The 26,337-nt window shown below is 67.1% G+C and carries 14 protein-coding genes, 1 tRNA gene and 2 pseudogenes; 6 read left to right on the top strand and 11 right to left on the bottom strand.

Features of this window, described 5'->3' with window-relative positions:
* The first annotated feature begins 29 nt into the window (after positions 1-29).
* Positions 30-972 (top strand): annotated as a pseudogene (locus OG974_RS30090) (IS5 family transposase).
* A 200-nt stretch (positions 973-1,172) separates the two neighbouring features.
* Here the strand turns inward: OG974_RS30090 and OG974_RS30085 are convergent.
* Entirely contained in the window at positions 1,173-2,408 is a 1,236-nt protein-coding gene (locus OG974_RS30085) for an IS701 family transposase (protein ID WP_371647355.1), read from the bottom strand.
* A gap of 24 nt (positions 2,409-2,432) precedes the next feature.
* Between OG974_RS30085 and OG974_RS30080 the strand changes: the two genes are divergently transcribed.
* Positions 2,433-3,719: an IS256 family transposase gene (locus OG974_RS30080; RefSeq protein WP_371647353.1), complete on the top strand. Its 1,287-nt coding sequence runs from the start codon at positions 2,433-2,435 to the stop codon at positions 3,717-3,719.
* Between the two features lie 60 nt (positions 3,720-3,779).
* Here OG974_RS30080 and OG974_RS30075 read toward each other — a convergent pair whose 3' ends face one another.
* The 4 genes from OG974_RS30075 to OG974_RS30060 all read right to left on the bottom strand — a co-directional run bounded on the left by OG974_RS30075 (position 3,780) and on the right by OG974_RS30060 (position 8,875).
* Positions 3,780-4,691, bottom strand: a complete 912-nt coding sequence (locus OG974_RS30075; protein WP_331730353.1) for an IS3 family transposase — start codon at positions 4,689-4,691, stop codon at positions 3,780-3,782.
* Entirely contained in the window at positions 4,688-5,017 is a 330-nt protein-coding gene (locus OG974_RS30070; RefSeq protein ID WP_331734931.1) for a transposase, read from the bottom strand. Before OG974_RS30070 ends, OG974_RS30075 begins: the two co-directional genes overlap by 4 nt.
* A gap of 166 nt (positions 5,018-5,183) precedes the next feature.
* Positions 5,184-5,612, bottom strand: coding sequence for an adenylyltransferase/cytidyltransferase family protein (locus tag OG974_RS30065; protein ID WP_331730358.1), 429 nt, complete (start codon positions 5,610-5,612; stop codon positions 5,184-5,186).
* Positions 5,613-5,701: 89 nt separating this feature from the next.
* Positions 5,702-8,875, bottom strand: coding sequence for a VCBS repeat-containing protein (locus OG974_RS30060; protein ID WP_371646985.1), 3,174 nt, complete (start codon positions 8,873-8,875; stop codon positions 5,702-5,704).
* 871 nt (positions 8,876-9,746) lie between these two features.
* On the opposite strand from OG974_RS30060, the gene OG974_RS30055 reads away from it, so the two are divergent.
* Positions 9,747-15,536: an RHS repeat-associated core domain-containing protein gene (locus OG974_RS30055; protein WP_331734926.1), complete on the top strand. Its 5,790-nt coding sequence runs from the start codon at positions 9,747-9,749 to the stop codon at positions 15,534-15,536.
* A gap of 194 nt (positions 15,537-15,730) precedes the next feature.
* Positions 15,731-16,108 carry a hypothetical protein gene (locus OG974_RS30050; RefSeq protein WP_371646983.1) on the top strand — a complete coding sequence of 126 codons (378 nt, stop codon included), beginning with the start codon at positions 15,731-15,733 and terminating at the stop codon, positions 16,106-16,108.
* A gap of 540 nt (positions 16,109-16,648) precedes the next feature.
* Here the strand turns inward: OG974_RS30050 and OG974_RS30045 are convergent.
* A pseudogene (locus OG974_RS30045) lies at positions 16,649-19,103 on the bottom strand (Helicase associated domain protein).
* Between the two features lie 99 nt (positions 19,104-19,202).
* A complete protein-coding gene (locus tag OG974_RS30040) occupies positions 19,203-19,631 on the bottom strand; it encodes a hypothetical protein (protein ID WP_331730371.1) in 429 nt (142 codons plus the stop codon).
* Positions 19,632-19,878: 247 nt separating this feature from the next.
* Between OG974_RS30040 and OG974_RS30035 the strand changes: the two genes are divergently transcribed.
* Positions 19,879-20,666, top strand: a protein-coding gene (locus tag OG974_RS30035) for an IS5 family transposase (protein ID WP_331734919.1) whose coding sequence is annotated in 2 segments (ribosomal slippage) — positions 19,879-20,205 and positions 20,208-20,666 — 786 coding nt in all. Because the reading frame shifts where the segments join, the coding sequence is not laid out codon by codon here.
* A 78-nt stretch (positions 20,667-20,744) separates the two neighbouring features.
* Here OG974_RS30035 and OG974_RS30030 read toward each other — a convergent pair.
* From OG974_RS30030 to OG974_RS30020, 3 genes are all read right to left on the bottom strand, one after another.
* Positions 20,745-21,581, bottom strand: a complete 837-nt coding sequence (locus tag OG974_RS30030) for a DUF6461 domain-containing protein (RefSeq protein ID WP_331734917.1) — start codon at positions 21,579-21,581, stop codon at positions 20,745-20,747.
* 177 nt (positions 21,582-21,758) lie between these two features.
* The gene (locus tag OG974_RS30025; protein ID WP_331734915.1) at positions 21,759-24,431 is read right to left on the bottom strand and encodes a Helicase associated domain protein; all 2,673 of its coding nucleotides are present in this window, start codon (positions 24,429-24,431) and stop codon (positions 21,759-21,761) included.
* Positions 24,432-24,489: 58 nt separating this feature from the next.
* Entirely contained in the window at positions 24,490-24,999 is a 510-nt protein-coding gene (locus OG974_RS30020) for a hypothetical protein (protein ID WP_371646981.1), read from the bottom strand.
* A gap of 280 nt (positions 25,000-25,279) precedes the next feature.
* On the opposite strand from OG974_RS30020, the gene OG974_RS30015 reads away from it, so the two are divergent.
* Positions 25,280-25,654, top strand: a complete 375-nt coding sequence (locus tag OG974_RS30015; RefSeq protein ID WP_327286718.1) for an ankyrin repeat domain-containing protein — start codon at positions 25,280-25,282, stop codon at positions 25,652-25,654.
* A 62-nt stretch (positions 25,655-25,716) separates the two neighbouring features.
* On the opposite strand, the gene OG974_RS30010 is transcribed toward OG974_RS30015, so the two are convergent.
* Positions 25,717-25,790 (bottom strand) — tRNA-Ser (locus OG974_RS30010).
* Positions 25,791-26,337: the final 547 nt, after the last annotated feature.

Genomic DNA, 26,337 nt, shown 5'->3' with positions numbered 1-26,337 from the left:
CCCCGATCACGTGACCCGTTGTTCCGGCCATGAGGGACCGAGGCGACCTGACGGACGAGGCATGGCAACGAATTGAACCGTTCCTGCCAGTGAGCAACGGGCGTTGCGGCCGGTGGCGTGACCACCGGCAGGTGATCAACGGGAACCTGCACCGGGTCCGAACCGGGGTGCAATGGCGTGATCTGCCCACCCGGTTCGGCCCATGGCAGACCGTTCACAGGCGGCACCGGCTGTGGTCCGCCGACGGCACGTGGGAACGGCTTTTGCAGCAGGTCCAGACGGCCGCTGATGCTGATGGCGAGATCGACTGGAACATCTCAGTCGACTCCACGGTGGCACGGGCTTATTAGCACGCGGCCGGTGCCCGCACGATGCCACCGGCGCCGGTCGGATCCTCACAACGAGTTCCGGAGACAGCACGTGGGAACGATCCCGCACGGGGAGGCGGGCTTGCCGGCCCGCCCGGTGGAGGCGGCGCAGAAGGCGAAGGACTCGGCCGCTCACGTGGCGGCTTCACCACCAAGATCCACCTAAGCGCCGACGGCCGGTGCCGCCCCCTGTCTCTGGTCGTCACGCCAGGGCAGCGGGCAGACTGCACTCAGTTCGAACCGGTCTTGGACAAGATCCGAGTACCGCGGAGCGGACCGGGCCGCCCCCGCAACCGGCCCGACAGCGTCAGCGCCGACAAGGGATACAGCAACCGTCAGATCCGTGCCTACCTACGCCGACGCGGCATCCCTCACGTGATCCCGGAGAAGAAGGATCACAAGGCTGCCCGCCTGCGCCGTGGTGCACACGGTGGACGCCCCCCCGGGGTTTGACAAAGAGCAGTACAAAAAATGCAACACCGTCGAGCGGGCGATCAACAGATTGAAGAGCTTCCGTGCCGTCGCGACGCGCTACGACAAACGCGGCTACGTCTACCTCGGGACACTCACTGCAGCCACCCTCGTCATCTGGCTTCGCTCATGATCGGGGAGACATGCCCTAGTAGTGCTTCGTTACGTCGGGTGATCTCGCTTGGTGGTGGGCATCTTCCGGTTATGAGGCTGGGGGAGGTGGAACGGCTCCGGGGTGGGTTCTGTTGCGGGGCAGGGGGCGGCCGCAGGTGGTGCAGGTGCCGGTCCAGCACCTCAGCAGGTCCTGGAGTACGTCCAGGACCTGGTAGAGGATCAGGCCGGCGTGTGTGCTTTTGGGTCGAGCCGCCGGAGGGTGAGGAAGGCCTGTGCGGCGGTGACAAGGGTGACGTGGTGGTGCCAGCCGCGCCAGGTGCGGCCTTCGAAGTGGTCCAGGCCCAGTCCGTGCTTGAGTTCGCGGTAATCGTGTTCGATGCGCCAGCACATCTTGGCCCACCGCACCCAGTCCGCGATCGGGGTGGTGGCGGGCAGGTTGGTCATCCAGTAGCCGGTCGGCTCGTCCGCTTCTGCGGGCTGTTCGACCAGCAGGGTCCGCAGCGGTAGGACGCCGTTCCACTGGTTGCGTCCGCCGGCCTGTTCCTGGGCGGTGCGGCAGGCTTCCTTGCCTGACGGCCGTACTTCCAGGACGGCGAAACGCGAGGTCATGGTGCCCTTGGTTCCCTGGCGCCAGGTGACTTCCCGGAAACAGGTTCCTGCATCGATGAAACTCGGCAAGGACCGGGCCGCCTCGCGGTAGCGGGGCAGCGTGGGTGGCCCCAGCCCGCCGTAAGTGGGCTGGAACGGCTCGGCGGCGGCAGGCCGTGCGACCTCTTTGGGATCGACCGCCATCACGTAGGACCAGCCGCGTTCCTCCAGCGCGAGCCGGAACGAGACGCTGCGGCCGTAGCCGGCATCGGCCACGATCACCGGCACCCGCGGCAACCAGGTGGCGAGGCGGTCGAGCAGGTCCAGAGCCAGACGGGTCTTGGAGACATACCCGGCCTCGTCGGGCACCCCGGCCCTCCTCCGCCGCCCCTCGTCCGCCGCCCAGTCCTCGGGCAGGAACAACTCCCACTCCAACGGGCAGGACGCGAGGTCGGTTGCCGCGTGGACGCTGACCGCGACCTGGCAGTTGGCCGTCTTGCCCAACGCGCCGCAGTACTGCCGGGCCACCCCCACCGATGCCGTCCCGCACCTTGGGAAGGACACGTCGTCGACCACCCACACCTCAGGCCGGATTGCCTCTGACAGCCGCTCGGCGATCCGCCGCCGCACCGGCAACGGATCCCACGGCGACTGATTCACGAACTGCTGCAGGGCCTGCATGTTCCCGTCCGGCAACCGCCTGGCCATCGGCTGGATCGACTTACGCCGCCCGTCCAGCATCAGACCCCGCAGATAACACCCGCCCCACCTGCGCTGGTCCCGCCGCGGAAACGAAGCGAACACATCAGCAACGAACTCCGTCAACTCACCCCGGGGGTCTGTACGGTCAACGGTGGATCTTCGAATAGGAAGTGACGCCTGATGACAGAAGTGACCGTGTCGCCGGAGGCCGTGGCGGAGGTGCAGCCGTCCGGGTTGGTGCCGGACGTTCTGGACGATCAGCTGATCAGTCAGCTGGTGGACCGGGCCAAGGCCGACGGGATCAAGCTGACGGGCCAGGGTGGTCTGCTGCAGCAGTTGACGAAGCGGATCCTCGAATCGGCCCTGGAAGGCGAGATCACCGACCACCTCGGGCATGAGAAGCATGAGAAGGCCGGCTCGGGCAACACCCGCAACGGGACCCGCTCGAAGACCGTGGTGACCGAGGTCGGCCCGGTCGTGCTCGACGTCCCACGGGATCGGGAGGGCTCGTTCGAGCCGCAGATCGTCAAGAAGCGCCAGCGCCAGCGCCGGCTGACCGGCGTCGACGAGATGGTGCTCTCGCTGTCGGCCCGCGGCCTGACCCACGGCGAGATCTCCGCCCACCTCGCGGAGGTCTACGGCGCAGAGGTCTCCAAGACGACCATCTCCACGATCACGGACAAGGTGGTCGACGGCATGAACGAATGGCAGAACCGGCCCCTGGACTCGGTCTACCCGGTTTTGTTCATCGACTGTGTCCACGTGAAACTGCGGGACGGGAAGGTCGCGAACAGGCCGCTCTACGTGGTCCTGGCGGTCACCGTCGAGGGCACTCGCGAGATCCTGGGACTGTGGGCCGGCGACGGAGGCGAGGGCGCCAAGTACTGGCTCCAGGTCCTCACCGAGATCAAGAACCGCGGCACGGAAGACGTCTGCATGGTCGTCTGCGACGGCTTGAAGGGGCTGCCCGACGCGATCGCGGCGGTCTGGCCACAGGCGATCACGCAGACGTGTGTCGTTCACCTGCTGCGGGCCTCGTTCCGTTACGCGGCCCGGCAGGACTGGGACAAGATCTCCAAGGCGCTCAAACCCGTCTACACCGCCCCGACCGAGGACGCCGCCATGGAACGGTTCCTGGAATTTCAGGAGGAATGGGGCCAGAAATATCCCGCGATCGTAAGGTTGTGGGAGAACACGTGGGCCGAGTTCGTGCCGTTCCTCCAGTTCGACACCGAGATACGGCGGATCGTCTGCACGACGAACGCCATTGAGTCTGTGAACGCACGGATCCGCAAGGCCGTCCGGGCCCGCGGGCACTTCCCGAACGAGCAGGCCGCCATCAAGTGCGTCTACATGGCCATCATGAGCCTCGACCCCACCGGCCAGGGACGCAAACGCTGGACCCAGCGCTGGAAGGCCGCTCTGAACGCCTTCGACATCACCTTCGACGGCCGGCTCTCAGCCGCCCGCCGCTGAACCCCCAACAACCCCAAAACCACCGTCAACTTTACGGACCCCCTCGGCTGTGGAGATCTTTCAAGCGGCCAGTTTCACGGTGGGGTCGGCCTGGTGGTCTCGTTCGTAGTCGATCGGGCTGTGGTACCCGCATACGCTGTGTAGCCGTCGGGTGTTGTAGAAGCCGGTGATCCAGGTCGCGATCCTCAGCCGGGCCTCGGTGCGGGTGGTGAAGGTGTGCCGGTGGACGTACTCGACCTTGAGGACGCTGTTGAACGCCTCGCTGACGGCGTTGTCGAAACACGACCCGACGCGGCCCATGGACTGGGTCACGCCCAGGCGGCGACAGGTCCTGCGAAAGTGCCGGGAGACGTATTCGCGGCCGCGGTCGCTGTGAAAGATCACGCCCCTGACGTCACCGCCGCGGGTGGCCGTGGCCATGTTCAGGGAGGCGACGCCGAGATCGGCGTCGTGACGGGCGCCCTTCGCATAGCCGAGCAATCGACGTGAGAACAGGTCGATGACGGTGGCCAGGTAGAGCTTGCCCTCACCGGTGGTGATCTCGGTCATGTCGCCGCACCACACCTGGTCCGGAGCGTCCGCGGTGAAGTCACGGCGCACGAAGTCCGGGGCCGCCGGCCGGTTGCCGGGCCGGGTCAGCCCCCGCCGGTGGCGAACCTTCCGTCCGGCCAGGCCGAGTTCGGCCATGAGGCGGGCCACGGTGTTCACCGAGACCCGCCAGCCCGCGCGGACCAGAAGGACCCAGACCTTCGGGGAGCCATAGGTGCCGCCGGAGCCCCCGAAGATCCCCGTGATCGCGTCGGCCAGCTGTCCCCGCCGGACTTCACGCGCAGTGGTGGACTTGTCGCGCCACTTGTAGAACCAGAACTCCGACACCTCCAGGATCTGGCAGGCCAGACGGTGCGGGACGCGGTGCTCGGTCCTCTGGTTACCGATGAACGCGGCCAGGGCGGCCGGGTCCGTCCCGGTCACTTCACCCAGAGGACCATGCATCGCTTGAGGACATCACGCTCCATCTCCAGCTCGCGTATCCGCTTGTTCTTCTCCGACATCTCCCGCCGTAGCCGCTCCAGCTCGGCGCGCTCGGCTTCGCGCATCCGGCCGCCCGGCGCGGGCTCGGCCGGCCGGTCGGACGACGCCGACCCGTTGCGCCGCCATCGCGACACCCAGCTGTGCAGCGTGCCGGAGTGGACGCCGAGCTCCTCGGCGACCTCCGGGATCGGCCTGCCCGTCTCGATTACGATGCGTACAGCACCCTCACGAAACTCAGGCGTGTACATCCGTTGCTTGGAACACATAAACCCCAACTTCCCCTGCAATCACGGACCCCACGCTACGAGGGGAGGGGCAGTGACGGGGTCCTCGACTTCGAAGAGTTCCGCATCCTCCTGAAGCAGCGGCAGACCTGACAGCCCCGTATGGACCCGGAAGGGCCCGGACGGGGGCTGACGTGCGTGAGAGAGGTCATTGCCGGGAGCTGGCGAGTACATCGACGATGCGCCGCAGGTTGGTGCTCGAAACGTGTGCAGTGTAGGGGAGGTAGACGACGTCGACTCCGACGCTCGCGAAGTCCCGCTCCCATTGCTTGCCCCGGGGCGTCCCTTTCCAGTCGTCGCCCTTGAAGAGGCGGTGGAAGCCGATCTGTCGCCAGGCCTCCATCTTCTCCAGCGTGGTGTCGACTACGGCCTCGTCCACGTATGCGATGGCACGGACGATTTCGAGGCGCTCGGGGAGAGGGACAACAGGGGCGTGGCCTTTGTGGCCTGCGGCCGCGTCAGTGAGGACCCCGGCAACGAGGTGGTCGCAGTGAGCGCGGGCGTGTTTGAGGAGGTTGAGGTGGCCGACGTGGAAGAGGTCGAACACTCCGGATGCGTATCCGATGATCTTGGACATGTGACAGGGACTTCCTGTGGTGCCAGAGTGGGACGGGCGGGGTCCGGGGCCTGCGATATGAGGCAGGCCCCGGACCCGGACGCGGGTTGTCAGCTGAGGCGCTGGTAGCCGGCGAAGTCCGTAGCGGCGACTGTGAAGGCGCTGGTGGGCTGGGTGAAGTTGGTCAGGAAGCGGAGATTTCCGGAGCTGGGAGTGGTGACCCAGTATCCGATCTTGCCCAGGCTGCTGGCCGCGGGAGCTGCGGTGATCAGCGGAGCTGCATCGATGCTCCAGTTGAGGTGCGCGGCGTACTGGCCGCGGTGGGCCGGGTCGGCCATGCCCGCGCCGGTCTTGTCGCCTCCCCAGTAGACGAAGAGCTTGCCGATGCTGGCGGATTCGAAGCGGACACCGAGGTCGTTGCGACCGTTGCTATCGAAGTCCCCGACGGCCATGAGCGTGACGTCGTTGAGGGAGGTGGAACCGGCCGCGATCGGGTCGTTTGGCCCGGCGAGCAGCAGGGGGTCGCGGGTGGAGTCGAGCCGGTTGCCGGGAGCACCGTAGTAGAGCCACAGGTTGGTGCCGTCGTTCACGACCAGGTCGGGGTAGCCGGGGACGTCGGGAGTGCCGTTGCCGTCGGTGTCGAGCGGGCCATCGATGTCACCGATGGCGAGGATCTGCTTGACCCCGTTCTTCCAGTGGTTGTTGGCCTCGTTGTAGACGGAGAGTTCGGTGCGGGGGTGTGCGGGGCAGCTGGTGGCGCAGACGCCGCCGGTTCCGTCGTTCTCGTAGAGCCACAAACGCTGGGTGCCGGAAGCGGCATCCTTCTGGAGAGCGATGAGGTCGACGAAAGAGTCGCCCGTCCAGTCGTCGTAGTGGGTGATCTGTGCACCGGTCCAGTCACCTGCGGCTGCAGGCTCGGCGGCCTTGGTGAGGCTGCCGTCTGATGCCCCGAAGTGGCGGGTCAGCTGGCCTGAGCCGCTGATCGCCCACAGGTCGGCGCCACCACTGCCGTTGATGTCCCGCGGCTTGTCGGGCACGGTCAGGCCGTTGGCGTAGAAGAGATAGACCTGCTGATCGGAGATGTTGTCGGCCTTGTCCCTGCTGGCAACGTAGAGGCGGTTGGCGCCGACCACCGTGGGGGTGACCTTCGCGGTGGCGCTACCGCCAGGGCTGGCGGGAGAGACGAACCGATGGGTGGTGTCACTGTCGGTCCAGTACTCGTACCGGGTCACATCCCCAATGCCGTTGGCGGCGAAGGTGAAGGTGCCCGCGGTGCGGATCTGGGCGGTGTTCAGCGGCCATCCGCTGGAACCATTGGGAAACTGTGCAGAGCTCACAGTCGGCGGGTTCGAGGGCCGGTCGGAGTCGAACAGGAATCCGCAGAGGGCGCCCGAGGGTGCCCAGGCAGAGGTCGTGATTCCGTCGCTCGCTTGGACCGACCAGCGGAATACGCCCTTGGCTACAGCCTCCTTGGCCTCCAACGTGGCCTTGGGAACCTTGAGGGTGGCGACGGTGCCCGACGTTGCGGCCACCGTTTGGTCGACGAGCATCCCGCCGGCGCCGGTGTCGTTGTCGCCCCACAGGCGGAACTGCGCGTTCACGGTGCCGCCGTCGTCATCGGAGACCTGCGCGGTCAAGTAGATGTCGGTGTCCCCGACCAGGCCGAATGGGGCCGTGGTCTTGCACCCGGTGCTCGGAACGGTGTCCAGTGAGGCGGGTGTGTTCGGCGCGGTGTTGTAGGTCGTGGACATCACGGCCGTGCGGGCATCGAAGCGCTTGTAGGCGTAGGCATCGCTCTCGTTGCCGGCGCGGAGGCCGAGGGTGAGCGCGTTCCACCGGTATGTGATGGAGTCCCGGGCACCGGCCGTGACGTCGAATGCGAGGTTGCCTCCTGGGCAGGAGGAGCTCCAGCCCTTCGACTCGTTGACGCTGGACAGGTACATCTCCCAGTTGGGCTGCCTGTCCCAGGTGGTGGAGGAACTGATGCCGCCGGTACGCCAGACGTCGACCGATCGAGCCTGGCAGGAGTAGGAGTAGCTGTTCTGGATGCGGAAGACCGAGTTGGTGATGGTCTTGTTGGTGTCCCAGAGATTGTTGGTGTCCATCTGGAAGAACGCTCGCGACAGCGTGTCACCCGGCGAGCCGACCCGGGCGTAGTCGGTGACACTGTCGCCGTCGCCCTCCTGCCAGCCGTTGCCGTTATAGAAGGACCCGTTCGGGTACTCGTTGGTGACCATGGCCCAGGCCTCGCGGGCTCCGGATACCGCAGGATCGATGTAGACGGGGTATGTCGTCCCCGCCCCCTTCAGCACCTCGGGGTTCGGAGTCAGTGCGAGTTCGCCGCCACCGACCTTCACCGCCATCGAGGAATCACGGGCGCCCGGCGGAGCCTCGAACTCGTTGTGTGGCGGCGCCAGAGCGGGGGCCGACTTCGCGCCGAGCGCGGCGGCCGACGGCTGTGGCGTGCTGTCCCACATCAGCGGGGTGGGGGCGGTGAACACCTCGTGACCGGCGGGGTCGGTGGCTCGCATGTTGCCACCGTCGTCGGTACGGACGTTCAGCCCCCTCGTGGTTAACGGGAACTTGACGGTGGCGAGATCGGGGAGGGCCGCGGCTTTGGCCGTGCGGACGATGAGCAGCTGGCTGAACCCGGCCGTGCCCGCACGTAGCTTCAGGTCAACGTCCGGAAGGACGTTCGCATAGGTGATGCTGTCGCCCTCGACGGTCGGCTTCGGGAGCGGTTTCGGCCAGCTCCAGGACATGCTGCGGCCGTCGCGCTCCACCGACACCAGGGGTCCGGTGCCACCGCCGGAGAAGGCTACTTTGACGGCGGCGACCCGAGGTGACAGGGAGCCGTCGCTGTTCGTTTTCAGTCGGGTGTCGAACCGGAGCAGCTTGCCGTCCTGCCGGACGAACTGGGCCACCGCGAAGCTGTCGCGGGTGAAGGAGCCGTCCGGATTGGCAAAGGTCTGAGCCCTTTCGCTGCGCTGGGAGAGGACCTCTACTCGCTGACCACTGGCCGCGGCCGAGGCGACCGCGCGCGCTTCTTCCTTCTGTGGGGCCGCAGGCCGTTCGGTCGCAGAAGCCGCTGAACCCGGTATGGCGCAGAACGCGGGAGCGAGCACGGCTGCGACCGAGACGATAGACAGGCCGAGCGTTCGACGGCGATTTCCGCCCCCTCGCGAAGGGTGCTTGGATTTGATTGCCACTAGATTCCCTTTCGCAAATCGTGTTTCGATTTGTATGGAAAGGAATCCGCCCCCGATTGATGGCTTCGTTTTCATGCGGATCCCCCCGATGGCAGTAGGAGCTGCCTGATTACTAGCCGCTTAAAAGCGGCGCTACTCCCCCGCGCGACCGCACTTCCTCCCCGACGGTCTTGCAGGGGCGTGGTGCACGTCCTGCTGTGGCGGACGTGAACCTTCGAAGGGGCAATGTAGCCCGGCTCCTGCTGTTTCGGCGACCAGGTTCTGCCGGTTGGCGACATGCTGGGTGGACGTCGCGGGCGGGGTTGCTGTGTGCTGCGAGGCGTGTAGTCGTCACGCCACGCCGATCGTTCTGGTGATCGGAATTGGCTGGATTCACCTGGACGCAAATGGTTGATATTTGGGCAGATGGGCCACCTGGGTGGAGCTTCTCATGTCCCAGTCGACCGGATTGGTGCGAGGCGGACAGGGTTTGAATCCTACCCCTGTCAGTGACGAGTGCTATTGTCCGAAAATTCGTGCGATCTCTGGGGGGATATCCATGGTTCGAAGTTGGCGCGCGCCTGTGGTGCGCAAAAAGATCTGGTTCAAGGCGATAGGTGTTTTGCTCACGAGCTTTCTGTTTGCTGGGCTCTTAGGTGCACCGATGGCTGCTGCCGCACAACTTGCGCTGGCGAAACTGGAAAAGCCCGACCCTGTTCCCGTGCAGCGCGTGCCATCCGGAGCCGTGGACTCCCCGAAGGCGTCAAAGGGGAAGCCGCGCACCGTTCCGGTCACGGCCCCGGATGTGACCTGGCCTCAGCCCGGAACCACGAGGCAGCCGCTTGGCGCACCCCGGACATCGCTGCTCAAAGGAGCCCAGGCATCGCCTGCCGCCGGAGGCTTCGGCGCAGGCCCGGTCCGTGTCTCCAAGAGCAGTCGCACGGCTGGTGCGGGGGATCAAGTCCAGGTGCGCGTTCTCGACCGCAAGGCGACCCGGGACCTCGGAGTAGAGGGCGTGGTCCTGGCGGTCCAGCCGCAGCAGAACACGGGTGATGTCAAAGTCGAGCTGGACTACAAGGGCTTCCGCTACGCCTACGGTGGTGACTGGGCGTCAAGACTGCGCCTTCGTGAACTCCCAGCCTGTGCCCAGACAACACCTCAGGCTCCGGGCTGCGCGGCATCTCGGGAACTTCCCACCACCAACGACACGGCCTCCGCGACCCTCGCGGCCACTGTTCCGCTACAGGCCTCGGGCGCCCCGACCCTGCTGGCGGCCACGGCCGCGGCGGCCGGGTCTGCCGGCGACTTCAAGGCGACCTCGCTCGCGCCATCCGGTGCCTGGGCGGCCGGCGGCTCCAATGGCGGTTTCACCTGGAACTACGACATCGCCACCCCGGACGTGCCGGGTGACGTCGGCCCCAAGCTCCAACTGGGGTACAGCTCTCAGTCCGTCGACGGCCGCACCGCCACCACCAACAACCAGGCCAATGCCATTGGCGACGGTTGGTCGATGGAGCCGGGCTACATCGAGCGTCAGTACGCTTCTTGCACCGACGACAAGGCGGGCAGCAACAACACCACGGCCAAGGTCGGGGATCGCTGCTGGAAGACGGACAACGCGGTCATCAACCTCGGAGGCCGCACCAACCAGCTGATCCGCGACACGGTCACCGGGGCTTGGCACCTGGAGTCCGACGACGGCACGCAGATCGTCCGCCTCAACAGCACCACCAACAACAACGGCGACAACGACGGCGAGCACTGGAAGGTCACCACCCCTGACGGGACGCAGTACTTCTTCGGTCTCAACCGTCCGCCCGGCTGGACCGCAGGAAAGGAGGAGACCCGCTCCACTTGGACCGTTCCGGTCTTCGGTAACCACTCCGGCGAGCCCTGCTACAAGAGCGCCTTTAAGGACGCATGGTGCCAGCAGGCCTGGCGGTGGAATCTCGACGCCGTGGTCGACCCGCACGGCGACGCCATGACCTACTACTGGGCCGAAGAGACCAACAACTACGGCCGCAACGTCGACCCGAACACAGGGAAGGCAACCGCCACCAGCTACGACCGCAGCGGCTATCTCAAGCGCATCGAGTACGGCCTACGTTCCGACAACCACTATGCCCAGCCCACGGCCAAGGTCGACTTCACCTACGCCGAGCGCTGCCTCAGCGACTGTGGCACTTTCGACGCGGCCCACGCCAAGAACTGGCCCGACGTTCCGTTCGACCAGTACTGCGCCAACGGAACCGAGTGCAAGAACGTCTACTCGCCCTCATTCTGGACCAAGGTACGCCTGACGAAGATCGACACGGCCGTCCTGTCCGGCGGCGCTTACAAGCCGGTCGATTCCTGGTCCCTCACCCACCAGTTCCCGCCGACCGGTGACAGCCTCAGCTCCCCGCTCTGGCTGGCCTCGATCACCCGTACCGGCTACACCGGCACCGGTGAGACCTCTCTCCCTGCCGTCACCTTCCAGGGCCGGACCCTGCCCAACCGGGTTGAGGGTGCCACCACCGGTGGAAGCCCGGACCCAGTCCCAGCCATGTGGCGATACCGCGTCTACGGAATCACCACCGAGACCGGCGGCACCCTCGGCGTCACCTACTCGCCGCAGGACTGCAAGGCGGGCGACGTCCCGTCACCGGCCTCCAACACCCGCCGCTGCTACCCGGTCAAGTGGTCCCCGCCAGACGCACCTCAGGCCAACTACGAGCCGTACCTGGACTGGTTCCACTCGTACGTGGTCACCCAGATCCTGGAGAGCGACAACACCGGCAGCGCTCCCGCCAAGGAGACCGACTACGCCTACCTCGACGGCATGGCATGGGCCATGGCCAAGGACGACGAGTTCACCGAGGCCAAGCACCTCACCTACAGCGACCGAAAGGGCTACGCCCGCGTTCAGGTCCGTACCGGTGCAGCCCCGGACAAGGCCACGCTGAAGGAGTACCGCTACTTCCGGGGCATCGACGGAGCCGCCGTCAAGGACAGCACCGGCACAGCTGTCTCGGACAACCAGGCCTTCGCAGGCATGACCAGGGAGGAAGCCACCTACGACGGTGACGGCGGCCCCCTGAAAACTGCGAGGAGCTTCGAACCCGGAGTCTCTGCACCCACCGCCACCCAGAAGCGCCCGGAGGGGCTTCCGGACCGCCACGCTCTCAGCACCGCCGGCAAGGTCGAGCAGACCCGCACCGCCGTCGGTGCCGGGTGGCGCACCACCGAGACGGCCCGGACGTTCGACGACTTCGGTCACGTCCTGACCGAGTCCCGCCTCGGCGACACGGCGCTGACCGGAGACGAGGAGTGCACCACCACCACCTACGTGGCCAACACTGGGATGAACCTCATCGCCCTGCCGGCCGAGATCAAGACCGTCGCCAAGCCCTGCGGGACCACGCCGTCCCTGCCGGACGACCTCATTTCCACCGAGCGTCGCTACTACGACGGCGCCAGTACGCTCACGGCAGCCCCGACCAAGGGCGATGTCACCCGACTGGAGGAGCAGGACGCCGCCGGAACCGGGTTCCTGACCACGGCCCAGCACACGTACGACCAGCACGGCCGGGAGCTGACACAGACCGACGCCCTCGGGAACACGACCACCACGGCCTACACACCGGCCACCGGTGCGCCGCCGACCTCCCAGACCGTGACCAACGCGCTCCAGCACACCGCGACCACCGAGTACGACCCGCTCCGCGGCATCGCCCTCGCCGCGGTGGACGCCAACGGCAAGCGCACCGACGCGGTCTACGACGGCCTCGGACGCACCCTCAAGGTCTGGCAGCCCGGCTGGTCCAAGGCCGACCACACCACCCAGCCCTCGGCCGAGTACGCGTACAAGATCTCCCAGACCGAGGCCAACGCCGTCACCACCAAGACCCTCCAGCAGGACGGCACCTACCGCACCACCTTCAGCCTCTACGACGGATTGCTGCGCACCCGCCAGACCCAGGCACCCGCCACCGGCACGGCGAACAGCGTCCTGACCGAGACGCACTACGACACCCGGGGTTGGGCCTGGAAGAGCTACGGCACCTACTACGCCGCCGTCGCCCCTTCCACCACCCTCTACACGGCGACGTCCGTCAACCAGATCCCGTCCGCCGCACAGAACCTCTTCGACGGAACGGGCCGCGTCACCGACGCCCTCTCGCTGAAGAACGGCACCGAGCAGTGGCGAACGGTCACCCAGTACGACGGTGACCGCACCACGGTCATACCGCCCAAGGGCGGCACCGCGTCGACCACAATCACGGACGCCCAGGGCCGCAAGACCGAACTGCGCCAGTACACCGACCCGGCGCGCACCACCTACCAGTCGACGAAGTACGCGTACGGCAAGTTCGACGAGCCGGCCACTGTCACCGACCCCGCGGGCAACGTCTGGACCTACACCTTCGACAACCGCGGTCAGCAGGTCGCCGTCAACGACCCCGACAAGGGCCTGACCAACCTCACCTACGACGATGCGGGGCGCATGACTGCGGCCAAGGACGCCCGCAACGTCACCCTGACCACCAGCTACGACAAACTCGGCCGCAAGACCGCCGTCAAGAACGGCAGCACCACGCTCAACGACTGGACCTACGACACCGTCGCCAAGGGCCAGCTCAGCTCCACCACCCGCTACGACGGCGCCGCCGCCTACACCACCAGCACCAGCGGATACACCGACCGCTACCAGCCCACATCCAGCACCCTGACCGTCCCCTCAGCAGCCGGCCCGCTGGCCGGCACCTACACCTGGAGCTACGGCTACGACGAGGAGACCGGGGCCCTGGAATGGACCCTCAACCCCGCCGTCGGTGACGTGCCCAGCGAGCGCGTGACCACGGTGTTCGTCGATGGACACCTGCCGTACAAGACCACCGCCGGTGCCCTGACGCTGGTCAACTCCACTCAGTACGACACCTTCGACCGTCCCACCCGTACCGAGTTCGGCGGGACCCTGGGCAAGAAGGTCTACAAGACCCAGACCTACGACGAGCACACGGGACGGCCCACGGGCCAGACCGTGGACCGCGACGTGGCCCCGCAACGGGTCGACGACACCACCTGGGCCTACGACCCGGCCGGGAACATCACCGGTACGACAACGGTCAGCGGCCAGGACGCCGATGCCTCGACCGACCGGCAGTGCTTCACCAACGACGTACTCGGCCGCCTGACCTCGGCGTGGACGGCCAAGACCGACTGCGCGTCCGCCCCGTCCACCGGCACGGTCGGCGGTCCGGACGCCTACTGGCTCTCCTACGGCTACGACAAGCTGGGCAACCGCACCACCCAAACCGACCAGCTCGCCGGCGCAGCCACCACCTACACCCACCCGGCCCCGAACACGGGCCTCCCCCACGGCGTCCAGCAGGCGACCGTCACCGGCGGCCCCGACAACGGCCGCACGTCGACCTTCAAGTACGACGAGGTCGGCAACACGACGAAGCGCGTCATCGGAACGAACACCCAGGACCTCACCTGGGACACCGAAGGCCACCTCAAGACCCTCGCCGAAGCGGGCAAGACCACCAGCTACCTCTACGACAGTGACGGCGACCGGCTCGTCACCAAGAACCCGGACGGCAGCAGCATCCTCTCCCTGCCGAACGGCGACGAGCTCAAGGCGTCGGCCACCGGAGCCAAGACAGGCACCCGCTACTACACCCACGCCGGCCAGACCGTCGCGGTCCGCACCGGATCCGAAGTCTCCTACCTCATCTCCGACCACCAAGGCACGGCGATGACTGCGATCGCCCTGACCACGCTCGCCGTCACCCGCCGCAAACAGCTCCCGTTCGGCGAACTCCGCACCAACCAGTCCTCAGCCTTCGGACCCCGCGGCTTCGTCGGCGGCACCAACGACCCCACCGGCCTCACCCACCTCGGAGCCCGCGAGTACGACCCCACGCTGGGCCGCTTCCTCTCCGTCGACCCCATCATCGACAACGGCGACCCCGCCCAGATGAACGCCTACAGCTACGCCCACAACAACCCGGTCACCAAGTCGGACCCCGACGGCCTCCGCCCCGACGGCCCCGCGGGCGGCGCTTCGTACAACGACGAACGCTGGGCAAACGACCGCGGCATGACCGCCGGCTACACCTACAAGAGCGGCACGTGGGTCTGGCACCAGAGCCCCCGTAAGGACTACGACTCGCAACTGCGCTACAGGGCATACCGGGCTAACCCCGCTCACTACAAGGTCTATCACTACAACGCTAAGGAGGTCGCCGAAGCCAAGGCGCAGGCAGCCAGGCGTGCCGCCCAGCAAAAGGAAAGGGCTGAGGCGCGCGAGCGCGCAAAGAGGAATGGAATTTTCGGAAGTGTGATGAAGGGGAACTTCAATGACGCCTGGGAGGGCGTTAAGGGCACTGCTGCAGACAAACACTTTTGGATCGACAAGGGATTGACGTTCCTTGCGGCGGCCGGAACATTCGCCTGCATCATGTCAGCGGTTTGTGGTGCTGGGCTATTCATAGTCGGCGCTGCCGCCCTGTTCACGGTTGGATTGGGCGCCCACATGGCTGCTTCATCTCCCGAAGAGCGTCGTGCTGGTGCCGGTAAATACATACCGGAGACTGGCAAGGCCGTAGGGACCGGCGTTATCGCTGGAGCGCTATGCGGTAGAGGTCCTGGCGGCTGCATCGCATTGAAGCCGAAGCCGGGTTCTCTATTGGCTGGCGTTCCGCGTGCCAAAATTCCGGGTGCTGCAGTTCGTGAAATTGGTCGAACGGTGAAGGAGTGGATGTTCTGAGTCGATGGCATCCGGTCGGCTCTGAACTGAACAGAATCCATGTAATAGTGGTGACGGGGTGGCGCCCGGTTGCTACACGGAATCTGTTCGCTGCGTAATTGTCATCACTGCGGGTGGCTGTCGGCGGCAGCTGGCGGCCACCCGCAGTGATGGAGAGGTAATTGCTGGCGGTGCGCCGTTTGGGTATCCTCGTAATGAAGTCGAAGATGTCGGCAATGCTCGACTCGTTGATCAAATCGAAGGCTGGGAAAATGGAGTGGCCTGAAGGAAATTCCGCTGATCCTGAATTGGCGCGAGCTCGATATGAATCGGATATTAAAGCCGATCGTGCGGCACTGCGCGACGCCCTGCGGGCGGATATGCCGGCCGCGAATTTTGGGTTGATGGTCGTACTTGCGGTTGGGGTGGTGGGCTTTTTCGTGTGGGGGCCTATCGTGGGCGCTGCGGTACTGAGTTGCTTTGCCGCACTGTTTCTTGTGGTTTTTGGGTTCGTGATTTTTCGTGGTGTGCACGGGCTGGACGCGGCAAGGCGGGCGTATCTGTTCACGTTCGGATGGGGGAACTGGTTCTAAGTTTGCCTTATCGTCCAGACGTTAGTCTGACGTGCCGTGCTGACAAGGGCACGCGCGGGTGCCGTGATCATCATGCCAAGCCCACCGCGTAGCTCCACCGATGGTGAACCGTTGCCGCTGAGCCGAGGCGAGGCGAGGCCGGCCTCTGCTCAGCGGCAACGGGCTGTCCTGCCCTTTCCGTCGAACGCTGTGACGCAACCTGCGACGGAGTGGGTCGGCCAGCCTCTTGGGCACCGGAATTCTGTTGACCGCCAGCCACCTTGCCCTGCTCAGCTGCTGGCGATCCCTGCCAGCCGCCGCTGACAGGCCCGGCACGGCCCGAAGACCGTTGCCACGGCTAGCGTTTCTACTTCTCACCGACATCGCATGCGGCCGTGATCAGGAACCGCTCCTGAAAGCCGACGGCAAACGTTCCTGGCTGTGACCTACACAGCCAGTGAGGGGCCGCACGGAGACTCCGCACGGCCCCTTGGCCCGTCTGTCTCGCCTCCTACCTCGCAGATCCCTCGGTGAGCACGGCCGCGGCGATGGCCACGCCCATCACGCCCACCGCATCCCCACCTTGGAGAGCAACTCGACCCGCTCCGGCGCCAGCGTGACGGCCCGGCGTCGTGGTTGTCGACCCATGTTCCGAGCTTCAGCGCCACGTCCTGATGCGCCTGGCCGTCGCCGGTGGTGATGGTCTCGATGTGCTTGCGGGGCACCGTGAGGTGGCCCTCGCGGGCGAAGAACTGTGCTGCGGCGGTGTAGTGCATGGCTCACTTGTCGGCCTGGCTGGTGCGCGGCTTCGAGTTATCGTTCTCGGTCGCGGGCTCGATGCCGAGGACCTGCTCGCACATCCACTGCTGGACCCCGGTGAGCTGATCCCACCCGAGCCGGACGGACGTCACCCACCGGCCGAGGTCCTCGCCCTGGCGCACGACCTCACCTGCCACGGTGGGCAGTGCCTGGCCGGTGTCCAAGTGCTGGCGCACGAGGTGGAAGCACCGTTGCCACGTCACCGGCCACACCGGGCACCAGGACGGGTCGATCTCCTCCAGCTGCTCACGCCGCGCCCGCGTCATCGCCCCGGCCGACGACTCCACCGGCAGCCCCTCCGCCCGGCGCTGCTCGATCTCCTGCGCCTTCCGCGCTGCGGCCCGCGCGTTCTTCAGCCAGATCCCCACCTGCGCGCCCTGGTAGGCGGCGTCCAGCGGCGCCAGGAGGTGCCCGTGCTCGGCGGCCCACCCGCGCGCGGCGGACAAGCCCTCCGCCCAGGCGACGTCGAAGTGGGACCAGACCATACCGAGCTTCTCCAGCTGCGCGACGCGCTCCTCGTCCATGTCGCCGCGGCTGTAGAAGCGGCGGGCGTCGGCGGTCCACTGCTCGAGCGGGAAGTTCGCCAGCGAGGCCGGCCACCCCGCCTTCTCCGCGTCCTCGGCGGCCGGGACGCGGAACGTGAACGGGACGCGCAGGTCGCCGTGCTCGCGGGCGTAGATGACGGCGGCCTCGACCCCGCGCCGCCAGTGCTCGTGTTCGGGGTTGAGGACCCGCAGGTTGATGAACGCGGCGAGCGCGGCCGGGTCGCGGGGCGTGGAGAACTTCAGCAGGGCCTTGGCGGGCGCGCTGACGCCTTCGGAGCCGCTGCCGGTCCCGTTGCCGCTCTTGCCGCTGCCGTCTTCGCTGACGGGCTTGTAGCGGCTCGGGGGCCTGCTGTTCGCCGAGGGTCTCCACGATCCGCGCGTCGTGCGCGCGGAGTGCTTCGAGGAGCTTGGCGAGCCCGCCGTACGCCCGGCTGGTGAGCATGTTGTCCGCCGTCTCGCCGGGGCCGAGCAGGATCGGCACCACCAGTGAGGCGACCTTGCCCTCGCCGGGCTGTATCCGCAGGGCTCGGCCGACGGCCTGGACGAGGTCGGGCATGGAGCCGCGGACGTCGGCCCAGTAGACGGAGTCGCAGTTCTTGGTGTCGACGCCCTCGCCGAGGACCTTCACGGACCCGAGGTAGCTCTTCTCGACGACGGTGCCGTCCGTGGCGATGCCTTCGGTGAACTCGGCGAGGAAGCGGCGGCGGTGGAACGGCTTGTGGTCGCCGCACAGCCAGTTGGCCCAGATCGTGGCCGGGTACAGCTCCGGGTCGCTGGCGTGGAGCTGGCCGGCGACGTGGGGAAGGCCGGCCGCGAACGCCTCGGCCTCCTTCACGACGTGGTGGAAGACCGACGTCCTGCGGAAGCCCTCCTCTGCAGACGCCTTCACCAGCGCGGTCTGCAGGGCTGCCATGCAGGCCCCGCGGACCTCGTCGGAGCGGGCCTCGGCGCCCAGGAGCTGCGCGGCCTGGAGGGTGGGTGTCGGTGACGTCTACGCAGACGACCTGGTAGGGGGCGCAGATGCCCCGGTCGATGGCCTCGGAGAGGGACAGGGTTTAGCACCTGCTGCCGAACGGGCCGTCCGGGTCGCCGTCCATGCTCGCGACCAGCTCGCCGGGGGAGCCGGCCTCGTCCTCGTCTCCGAGCTGCCACATCCGGGGCGTGGCCGTCATGTACAGCCGGCGCAGAGCCGGGATGCGGGTGTTGTCGTGGACGGATGCCCAGGGCTTCCCGATCCGTCCCGACGTCCGGTGCGCTTCGTCCACGACGATGAGGTCCCAGGCCGCAAGGCCGGCGTTGTGTGCCTTCTCGAGCGTGCCCAGCCCGAGGGAGGCGTACGTGGCGTACACGGTGACCTTCTCCAGGCCCCGGGTCCACTCCACCAGCTCGCTCACGTTCGTGGTGTTGGGGAAAGACACCTTCCCACCTCGGAGCGAGGACACTCCGATCACGGGGCCCCTGCGGCCGCCCTCGCGCCACGCGGCCTCCGTCTGGGCGAGCAGATCCAGCGAGGGCACCAGCACCAGCACGCGGCCCGCGTAGAGCTCCTCCGCGCTCCTGACCGCCACCCATGTCTTCCCGGACCCAGTCGCCATGACCACCTGCGTCCGAAGCCCCCGCTCCGGGACAAGCGTTCTGGCAGGCGGTTCCAGGGCGCGAAGAACCGCATCGACGGCTTATCTTTGGTGGGGCCACAGATCCACGCGGGCGAGTCCTTGTCTGACGGGGCAGGGAGCTGGTGACGGGAAGTTTCAATCTTGGGTCTTTGCCGCCTCCTCCCGAAGTTCTTGGAGAGGGCGCCCGCTGGGGACATGGGTGTACTGGCCCCAACCGTTGATCTGGTTCCCGGTCTGAGTCCTGAGCGCAGGGGAGGGCCGCTGGAAGGCCCGGCCGTCTGGAAGTTCCACCCATCCGTCCGCGCTGATGGTGGCCTCGTGGGTACGCCCGAGCTTCGGCTGATGGTGGCGCAGCATGTCGTTCGGAGCCGCAAGGCCTGCTTCCAAGAGGGGCATCAAGGCGCCGGTCGGCCGACTGCCCGCCTCGTCCACGGGCGGCTGCTGCGCCCCCAAAAGCACACGCCGTAGGACATCGTTCGCCGTGTCTACCAGCGGTTCGCTGTGACGCTGAAGGTACGCGAACACCTCGTCGTCGACCTGAATGTTCCGCATGCCGGTGGCCACGGTCTGCCTCCACTTTGAACCCTGAAAGTCGAAATCTCTCAAGTGGGAAGTCTAGAGATGGTGGCGGAGTCATGTGTAGGAACTCGGAAACTGGTCAGCACGCCGCGCATGAGCGGCGCGGACGTCCGAGTTCCCTGACATCCACCCGGACCGGGTGGCCGCTCTCGCCCGCAGCCGGCGACCTACCAGTGCCGTTCGACCGGCACGTCCCTCTCGACCGGACGCCGGGCCGCGTCCACCCTCGCCCGTGAGCTGGGTCAGGTCGTGCCGGTCGCGGGCGCTGCCGCCCTGGCCCGTGAAGGCTCCCGGCCCGCGGCCGGTGCCGGACCGGCAGTGCCTGCAGGGCATTCTGTACGTGCTGCACAACGACATCGCCTGGCAACTGCTGCCGCTGGAGCTGGGGTTCGGCTCGGGCCAGACCTGCTGGCGGCGGCTTGAGTGGTGGCAGAAGGCCGGCCCCTTCGACCGGCTGCACCGCATCCTGCTCGCCAAGCTGAACGCGGCCGGCGAGCTGGACTGGTCCAGGGCCTGTGTGGACGGCTCCCACGTCCGCGTGAAAAAGGGGGAGCCGACATCGGCCCGTCGCCGGTCGACCGGCGCAAGACGGGCAGTAAGCACCACTTGATCTGCGATGGCCGAGGCCCTCCGCTCAAGGTCATCACGACCGCGGCCAACGTCAACGACGTCACTCAGACCCTTGCCCTCGTCGATAGCATCCCGCCCGTCGCCGGACGCCCGGGCCGGCCCCGCCGACGCCCCCACGCTCTGCTCGGCGACAAGGGCTACGACTCCAACCCCAACCGTCGTGAACTGCGAAAACGCCGGATCCTGCCGGTCATCTCCCGCAGAGGCGCCCCAAACATCGAGGGCCTGGGCAAGCTCCGTTATGTCGTCGAGCAGACCTTTGCGTTGCTCCACCATTTCAAACGACTCGCCGTCCGATGGGAACGCCGCACCGAACTACACGATGCCTTCGTCTCCCTCGCGTGCAGCCTCATCTGCTGCCGACGGCTCAAGAGGGCTGCCGCTCCATGATCGAAGAAGCTCTCATGGCGGCAATGTCCATCGGAGAGGGCGGCGGGTGCCCGGGGGCACCCTCCACGCGCCCGTTCGCTACTCACCCGTCTCGTGTTCCGAACGATCCTTGGCGAGAGGCTCGTTGTAGGTGATCACGATCGGTGCGTTCGCCTCCGCCCGTGCGCGGTCGGAAGCCGCCGCGATCTCCTCGTAAGTCCATTCCTTGTACAGACGCTCTCCGTGGGCATCGGTGATGTCGATGACCAGGCTGGTCCACTCCTCGGCGGGCTGTTCGGGGACGAGTCCCAGATCGTACGTGGCGTCCTGGAGGAGGGATTCGGTGACGCGTATGCCGGTGAGTCTCTCGGCCAGAGCGAGGACCGCTGCCTTCCCGTCGACGACCGGGGCGCTCTCGTCGTGTTCTCCCTCGGGAGTCAGCGGGAAGCCGACTTCCCGCAACAGGGGAACCAGTTCATCGGGGCTGTTGCCGTCGCGGGCCGAGGGGCCCTCGAACGTAGTACGGAGCTCACCGTCCTCGAACCAGTGGAAGAGGTGGATGGGCTTGCCGCCGTTGCTCGAGTGCGCCACGACCCGGCCGCCCTCCGACAGCGTCTCCGCGCACGGCATCCCAAGGCCACCGTCAAAGCCGAGGACAACTGTCCAGTCGCCTTTCTCGCCCGGGGCCTTGAAGGCGCCCGCGACGTAGGACTCGTCCCAGTAGTCGTAATCCAGCTCGGCACGACGAGCGTCATCCGCCTCGATCAGCCCGGCCGTGCCCTCCCCAGTGCCGCGCGGTTCCGCCTCCATCGTATGCAGCACCTCCTGCGGGCCCCGTCCCCGAATCAGTGTCAAGGTGTATCCGCTCTCCATCATGTGGCGGAAGAGCGGCGAGGTGCGGATCCAGGCGTAGTCGCGTGCGGTTACCAAGTTCATACGGCGCACTGTGCCTGATGCCTCTGGCAATGCCCGATAAGTCGGTTCTCACAGCTGGAACTGGGCGCCCAGTACACGTCAGCAAAATGATCGTGTTACGAGCTCTAAAACACCTCCTTCGGCGGCGAATCGCACGAGGCAAGCAGTGGCAGCATTCTTGTACGTAGCCATCGCCTTCTACGCCCAGTCCATGCCCAGCTTCTGCAGCTCGTCCAGTTGTTCCTGGGTGAGTTTGTGGTGTCGGGTTTTGGTGTTGGAGATCCATACGCCGAGTTTCACGATCACCGGCTCCGCCTCGTCCTCGACTGCGAGCTCCTCACTGTGGGCGCGGGGCACTGGCCGGTGGGCGCCTTCCCGTTCGACCCACTGCGTGAGGGCTGCCAGGCCGCGCTGGAACGCCTGCTGCGCCTTGCTCGGACCCTTCGCCGTATTGCTGGCCGCCGGGGCAGGAGGCGGCGCTTGGTCGGGCTGTACGCCCAGCGCGGTCAGCCGCTCTTGCTGCTCGGGCAGCAGCCGCGCCCAGGTGGCCGGCTGCTTCTGCTGCTGAAGCCACCGGCCGATGTCGTCGCCGTCCCACAGCACGCCGGGCGCGATGTCGGGCAGCTGTCCGTCGGCGTCGACCAAGTCGGCCAGGACGCGGTACTGCCGCTGCCAGTCCAGGGGCCAGGGGCAGTTCCAGTCCTCGTCGATCTGGGCGAGTTGCGCGGCCCGGGTCGTGGCGGTGTCCTCGTTCTTCCCGAGTCCGTTCTTGGCTCCCTTGCGTCGGAGGTTGGCCATGTACTGGCCGATGGGCACCATTTCGTCGTCCTCGCCCCACTTGGCGTCCTGGCGGGGTGCGAGGTGTCCGGTGGCCCGCCGGTAGGCGCGGAGCGCGGCGAGTTTGACTTCCCATGCCTCTTCGCCGGGTTCCCAGACCATTCCGGCTTCCGGTGCGTCCAGGAGGACCTTGCGCCGGTCCTCCAGCTCGCCGGCGCGCAGGGCTTTGCGCTGTTGGTGGACCCATCGCCCGAGCGGGAACGCCTTCGTGACGCCCACCGTCGTCTCGGTGTCGTACGGGACCGAGTGCAGGCCGGTGATGCCGTTCTCCGCGCGCCACCGGATCAGGGCTTGGTAGCCCTCCAGCCACACCAGAGACTCCGGCCGGTAGACCCTCGTGCGCAAGAACGCGGCGATCGTGGCCGCGTCCCGGGGAGAGGAGAAGTGCAGCAGCGCCGACTCGGCGGCCGCGTCGGCGCCGTCGCCCTGGTCCTCGCCGTCACCTTCGCCGCCGGCGCCGACGATCTGCCCGTCCTCGTCGCGCCGGACGTGGATCTTGCGGTTGCCGCTGGTGAGGGCGCGGGAGGCGAGTTGCTCGACGAGGCGTTCATCATGACTGCGCAGGCCCTGGAGTACGGCTACAAGGGGGGCAAACGAAGCCGAGGCGATCATGTCGTCGGGGTTCTCGCCGGGCTGGAGGAAGACGGGCACGATGATGCGGGCGACCTTGGTGGAGCCGTCGCGGTTGAGGCGGAGGGCCCGGCCGATGTTTTGGACGATTTCGACTTGGGAGCCGCGGGTGTCGGCGAAGCAGATTGCTTCGACGCCGCGTTCGCCGGTGATGTCGACGCCTTCGCCGAGGACGCGTACGGAGGCGAGGAACGCGCGGTGTACGCGCCGGTTGTCGGCGTCGATGCCGTTGGCGAACTGCCGCAGGACCTCGCGCCGCTCGGTGACGAGGTGGTCGCCGCACAGCCATGCGGACCACACGCGGTCCGGCGGGACGTGGCGGCCGGTCTCCAGCTCGTAGAACTTGGCCTCGATCGAGGACTTCGGCAGCTGCTCCGCAGCGGCCAGGTCGGCGTCGGAGGCGTCGGTGACGTACAGCTCGGCCGCCGTATCGGGCAGCTTCTCGGCGAACGCGGCCGCTTCCTCGACCTTCTGGTGGAAGGTCATGACGGTGCGCAGGTTGTACGCCGCCGCGTGCTCCAGGAGCGCGGCCTGCAGCAGGGCTAGGCGTCGGCCCCGCTGCGCCTCCTGTGACTCTCCGAGGATGGGTGAGGGGTCGCGGATCTCCAGGACGTCGATTTCGAATCCGGCGAGGATCCCCCGCTCGATTGCCTCCGACAGCCCCAGCTCCGCGAGCCACGCCCCGTAGGTGCCGTCGGGGTCATCTGTCATGGACGCGATGTCCGCCTCCTCGCCCTCCGAGCCCTTCTGCGGCCGGGGCGCCGCGAGGATGCGCGGGGTCGCGGTCAGGTAGAGCCGGAAGTTGGCTGGGATGCGGGTGTTGTCGTGGATGGCGGCCCAGGGGCGGCCGAGGTCGCCGGCGGTTCCGTGGGCCTCGTCGACGATTGCGAGGTCGAAGGCCGCCATCTGCTGCCCGTAGAGCCGCTCGCCGCCCGTCAGGGCGGCCTCCAGGGGTCCGCGGATCTTCCGCTGCTCCTCGGGTGCGTCGTTGTCTTCGCGGTCCACCAGGGAGGCGTAGGTGGCGAACACGACCACCGGCCCGGAGGCGGCCCACAGCGCGAGCTGGATCGGGTTCGTGGTGGTGCGCACCCCGAGCTCGTTGAGAACCGGGTCGTTCTCCAGCGAGCAGACGGCGATCATCGGCGTCCGGTGGCCGACCAGGCGCCATGCCTGGGCGGTCTGGGCGAGCAGGTCCAGGGTGGGAACGGTGACGAGGGTCCGGCCGTCTGGGAAGCATTCCAGCGCGCAGGCGGCGGCCGTGATCGTCTTTCCTGACCCGGTCGCTGACACGATGGTGCCTCGTGCCCCCTGCGGGGGTACGGATGTCCTTGCAGGGAATCCCACCCACTTTCGGAACGCTGACTTCTGGTCGATCTGGTGTTCCCTGAGGGAAATGCCGTGCATTCCGGATGTCCATTCTGTCCGGTGGAGATCGGGCAGTGAGGGTTCTTTTGTTGCTTGTCTAGGTGTCGAGTCCCCGTAGTCCCCAGTCGTTGAGTCCGGCGTAGATGGTGGCGGTGCGGCACTGGGGTGCGTGCATGGCCTCGGCTTCGCCGCGGTAGACGGCGATGAGTGAGTCGGTGCCGCGCCACCAGGTGTCCGTGATGCCTGCGACTTCCGGTACGGCTTCGAATCCGTCGAGGTCGAGGTCGTCTACGGCAGCGCCGGTCAGCGTGGTGGTGGTACGTGCGCAGCGCCGGGCGTGGTCGGCCAGCGACAGGGCTTCCACCCACCCCTCGATGCTGGAGTGCAGTGGTACCCAGTCCTCGGCGCCGGCGTGAAGGCCGAACTCCCCGCCGGGTCCGATCACGAACGAGTAGGGGAGGGCCGTGCGCTGCGCCCCTGCTTCGAAGAGCCACGCGCCGGATTCGAGTCTTTCGGGCACATCGCCGCTGAGCGCCCGGGGGCCACCGTCGTAGTGCGGGGAAGGTGGCAGGATCAGGCCGCCCCAGACCCTCTCGTAGGAGGCCACGCGGTCGATCTGAGCCGTGGGGATGCTGTGCTCTGTCCATCGGGCTCTGTACTGCTCGATGTCAGCATGATCAGCCCAGTGGCCGTGGGCGCGAATAAAATATCTTGCCCTGAGGGTGATGCCCGTCGGGGTTTCTCGTTTGATGGCCATGTTCCCCGCCTCAGCGTATGCTTAATTTATGCCAACAGTACATAGTGCATCACTTCTGATGCACGGGCTACACTCGAACGCAGCACGAACGAGTGGTTGGCTGACGACGGTGGAATGAGTGGGGACTCATATGGAGCGCAGCGAGCAAACCGAGGTGAACCTCCTGCGTGCAGTGGGAGCAGGCGTGGACAATCTATGGACGCCTGCGCATCAGGCGATCGAGTCCGGTGACCATGGAGAGCTGACCCGTCTCCTCGATGCGGGCGCGGACCCCGAGGAAGTGTGCTGCGGGTTGACTCTTCTACTGCACGCGATCGACGCTGAAGGGGATGGGGCACTGCAGTCTGGTGGGCCACTGGACTCGGCGCTCACCGCGATCCTCCTGGCCTATGGAGCCGACCCGACCGCGACACCCGACGGTGAAACTCCGAGGGAGTTGGCCGCCTCGTACAACCATGAGATGGCTATCAGGCTCCTGGACCGGCACATAGCCCGTCGTTGCTGACGCCCGCGACGCGGCCTGGGCCCGGAGGCCCCGAGCAGCGGGGTGCTCTTGAGAGCACGCGGTGGGGCGGGCCGGATTCGAACCGGCGTCAGTCCTCTTAGCAAGAGGGCGCGTCGACCTCTGCGCTACCTGCCCCCACCGCGCCTGTACAGCCTATGCCAGCCCTGAGGCGGCTTCTGAGTGGTGACGGGGCCGGTGCTGGCAAGCGTCTGCATGGCCCTTTTGCCCCGGTCGCCGGTTAGGCCGTGGCCGCCCCCGTGCAGGCCGGGAGGTTTCTGCCGTTGGGTTTCCAGTGCTGGAGGCTTCGCCGCCGACCCCGTCAAGGGGAAACCTAACCGGCATCACTGACACTGCTGCCGGCGCCCGCAGAGCGGGCTGGTCCTGGAGGCGAAGCCGGAAGGACCCGGGGTGGGGGAGCGAAGCGGACGCGCCCCAACGGGCCAAAGGCCCGGACTCCGTGAAACGGAGTCACTCAGGTCTGCGAAGCAGGCCGTTCGGCTGGAGCGCAGCGAGAGCCGAACGAGTCCAGGCGAAGCGAAGGGCCGGCCCTGGCTCGGCGAAGCCGAGCCCCGCCAGCGCAGCGAGGCGGTCCACTGCCCCGGAGCGAAGCGGAGGGCCAGGCGCCGAAGGCGCCTCGGCCGAGCGCAGCGAGGCCGGTCTCTCCTGAGCGCGCAGCGCTCAGG

The organism is Streptomyces sp. NBC_00597 (assembly GCF_041431095.1).
Taxonomy (GTDB): domain Bacteria; phylum Actinomycetota; class Actinomycetes; order Streptomycetales; family Streptomycetaceae; genus Streptomyces.
This window is presented reverse-complemented; position numbering and strand designations above follow the sequence as displayed.

Bases quoted from the DNA above. Each gene is read 5' to 3' on its own strand.
- OG974_RS30060 (WP_371646985.1), bottom strand. From the start codon at position 8,875: ATGAAAACGAAGCCATCAATCGGGGGCGGATTCCTTTCCATACAAATC.
- OG974_RS30050 (WP_371646983.1), top strand. From the start codon at position 15,731: ATGAAGTCGAAGATGTCGGCAATGCTCGACTCGTTGATCAAATCGAAG.
- OG974_RS30025 (WP_331734915.1), bottom strand. From the start codon at position 24,431: ATGCACGGCATTTCCCTCAGGGAACACCAGATCGACCAGAAGTCAGCG.
- OG974_RS30030 (WP_331734917.1), bottom strand. From the start codon at position 21,581: ATGAACTTGGTAACCGCACGCGACTACGCCTGGATCCGCACCTCGCCG.
- OG974_RS30015 (WP_327286718.1), top strand. From the start codon at position 25,280: ATGGAGCGCAGCGAGCAAACCGAGGTGAACCTCCTGCGTGCAGTGGGA.
- OG974_RS30070 (WP_331734931.1), bottom strand. From the start codon at position 5,017: ATGTGTTCCAAGCAACGGATGTACACGCCTGAGTTTCGTGAGGGTGCT.
- OG974_RS30065 (WP_331730358.1), bottom strand. From the start codon at position 5,612: ATGTCCAAGATCATCGGATACGCATCCGGAGTGTTCGACCTCTTCCAC.